Annotated in this window: 1 protein-coding gene and 1 pseudogene; both read left to right on the forward strand. The window is 66.7% G+C overall.

The annotated features are described in order from the left end of the window. Positions 1-503: 503 nt before the first annotated feature. On the forward strand, positions 504-1,919 hold the full coding sequence (locus tag BBK14_RS10420) for a glycoside hydrolase family 26 protein (RefSeq protein ID WP_241831378.1): 1,416 nt from the start codon (positions 504-506) through the stop codon (positions 1,917-1,919). A 637-nt stretch (positions 1,920-2,556) separates the two neighbouring features. Continuing rightward, positions 2,557-2,871: pseudogene (locus BBK14_RS10425) on the forward strand (GAF domain-containing protein); the annotation flags it as partial. Positions 2,872-2,933: the final 62 nt, after the last annotated feature.

Below are 2,933 nucleotides of genomic sequence, written 5' to 3' on the forward strand. Positions count from 1 at the left end.
GCATCCGACCCGCGCCGATCACCGCGCCCACCGCGCAGGACCTCACCAACCTGATCCACAACATCAAGAACGGATCTTATTAATCGGCAAATCCCTGACCACGGGGTCGCCGTCCCCTGCGAAACCAGCCCAGACGCCCAGCAAGTTTGACGTTTCTTATAGTGCGGAAAGGGCTGTAATGCGGGCTCGGCCTTTAAAGTTCCGTCGCATCACCGTCGGGCGTGGAGGAAACGTCGCGCGACCCGGCCCGGGATCCCCGGCCGGCCCAGATGAAGGCGTTATTCTCAGCGTCGTCGAAACAAAGGGGAACCAGGCGGACAGGCCGGTTTTAGCCGCCTGGGAGCCGACGAGAATTGGCGGTGAAGATGTCAGATTCGGGACCATCTGAGCGCGATGGGACGACAGGTCGAGACCATTCCTATTATCGACACCAAGGCCGCTCATGGCGTATCCCGCGGAGGAGTCATCTTCCAGGGAGGAGTCGGTATAAGCCGGGGTTGCGAGTGGCGCGGGGACTGGTCTTCGCGGTCACACTGATCCTGGCCTTCGCCACGGCACAGATGGGCATGGCCACCGCGCAGATCACGACGAGCGTCATTGAAGACACCAACGTCGGCACCGGTCTCGGGCCGGTCAACTACGTCGGCAGCTGGTCGGTGTGCACGGCCTGCCCACCCACGACCGAGGACAGCACCTACCACCTCTCCTACGACCGTGGCGCGACCGCCTCGATCCGGTTCAGTGGCACCGAGGTCGCGATCTACGGCGTCGGCCACCCGAACGGTGGCATAGCCTCGGTCAGCATCGACGGCGGAGCACCCACCACGGTGGACACGTATGCTCCGGTCCCAACCTCGATACTGCTCTACCGAGCCTCCCCACTGGACGTCCAGCTTCATACCGCCACGATCACCAACACCGGGCGGCACGGGACCTCGTCTCCCAGCACACTGGTCGCCTTCGACCGGATGGTGATCGGCACGGACGCCGGCGACACGCCGCCCCTCGGATTCCGGTMAGGGCTGCCCTGGATGTCCGGCATCTGGGCCAACGCGCTCATGGTCCCCTCGGTGACCGACGCCTTCTGCGACACCCGGGGGACACCCTGCGACCTGGCCCACACCTACGTGGCCCGCAACAGCTGGGCGAACATCGTCGAACCGTCCTTCGCGCAGACCAACTACGCAGGCTGGCCCGGACGGCTCGTCATCTCCGTACCACCCTTCCCCGAAGGCCAGGGCAACTCCCTCGCCGCCTGTGCCACCGGCGCCTACGACTCGTACTGGCGGACGTTCGGCAACACCCTCAACACCACCGGGCGGCAGAACTCCATCATCCGTCTCGCCTGGGAAGCCAACGGCAACTGGTACGAATGGTCCGCGACCAACCCCACCGCATACATCAACTGCTGGCGCCACATCGCCGACGCGATCAACTCGACGGCGACTCCGGACCCGCAGCTCTCTTGGACAATCAACGCCCACTATTCCCAGAACCCCCCAAGCCACAACCCGCTCGACATATACCCCGGTGACCAGTGGGTGGACATCATCGGGATCGACGACTACGACCACTACCCCCCCTCGCGCACGTTCGCCGAATTCACCGCGCAGGCAAACGCCCAGGGCGGTATCACCTGGCTGTACAACTTCGCCCGCAGTCACGGCAAGTTGTTCGGTGTCGGAGAATGGGGCGTCGCGCCCGGCTCCGGGACGAACGGCGGGGGAGACAACGCCAACTTCGTCAGCTGGATGAACGACTGGTTCCGGGCCAGGGCTGGCCAAGGGACGTTCTATTACGAGATGTACTTCAACGTCTGCGCTCCGGGTAACGTCGGCTCCAACCTGTACGGACCACTCAGCCCGACCTGCACCCACCGCAACGCGGCAGCCGCCGCGCGATACACAGCGCTGTGGTGAGCGGCGGACGCCCTCGCCGAGGGTGACATCCAACTGCCCGGGATGACCGGACGGCCGGCGACGGGGGCCTGCCCCGTCGCCGGCCGTCCGATCGTGAGGGGACTGGCGTCCCGCGAAGCCCGGACGCCTGCGAGCAGTCCCCAGCTGGAGGGAGCGGCCGGCAGCGCTCCCGGCACGTTCAGCTACCAACGCCTCCGCAGGCCGACACCACCACGTGGTGGGGCCTGCGGAGGCCTACACGCCGCGGGTTGCCACGCAGGTCACCTGCTGGTCTGCCTCAACGGCGACGACTACACCGTCGCGCAGCCCTACCATCCGCGCCCTGCGATCCGCGTCCCGCGGATCTCCAGGGCACGGAACGCACCGGTTCGTCAGGTCGAGTCCGTCCTGCCCGGGGCCATGCAGGCTATCGTGACCGCCAAGCGTCGAAACTCTTGACGCCCGCCACGCGGATACCGGCAGCCCCTGTTCGGGGTCGTGTCCGCGCGGGACGTACAGGCGGGAGTGAGACACCGCGATGGACGGCGCGCTGTCTACCTGGGGAGTCCGTGCCGAGGGCATGCCCGCAGCACTCGCGGACCCCTGACGGCTCGCCGCGGTCGCGGCGACCGGGCTCCTCGACACCGATCCGGAGACCGCCTACGACGACCTGGCCGGCCTTGCCGCGACGATGACCGGCTGCGGACGGGCGTTCATCACCCTCGTCGATGCCCACCGCTCATTCTGGAAATCCTCCTTCGGTGTCGACGCCCGCACGGCGGCAACCCGGCAGTGCCCGGTGCGCAACAGCTTCTGCCATCACCTCATCGACCTGGCCGGAGAACGGTTCGTGGTCGAGGACGCCGCCCACGATCCCCGCACCCACGACCACCCCTCGACCGGCCCGATGAAGATCGGCGCCTGGGCGGGCTACCCGATCATGAGCGACGGAAGCGCGCGGAGCGCTCAGTAGGCGGAAACGATGTCTGGTAGATCACGTCGGCACGGCTGCGGCGCTTTACCAGACATCGTGTG

Source organism: Parafrankia soli (assembly GCF_001854695.1).
Lineage (GTDB): Bacteria > Actinomycetota > Actinomycetes > Frankiales > Frankiaceae > Parafrankia > Parafrankia soli.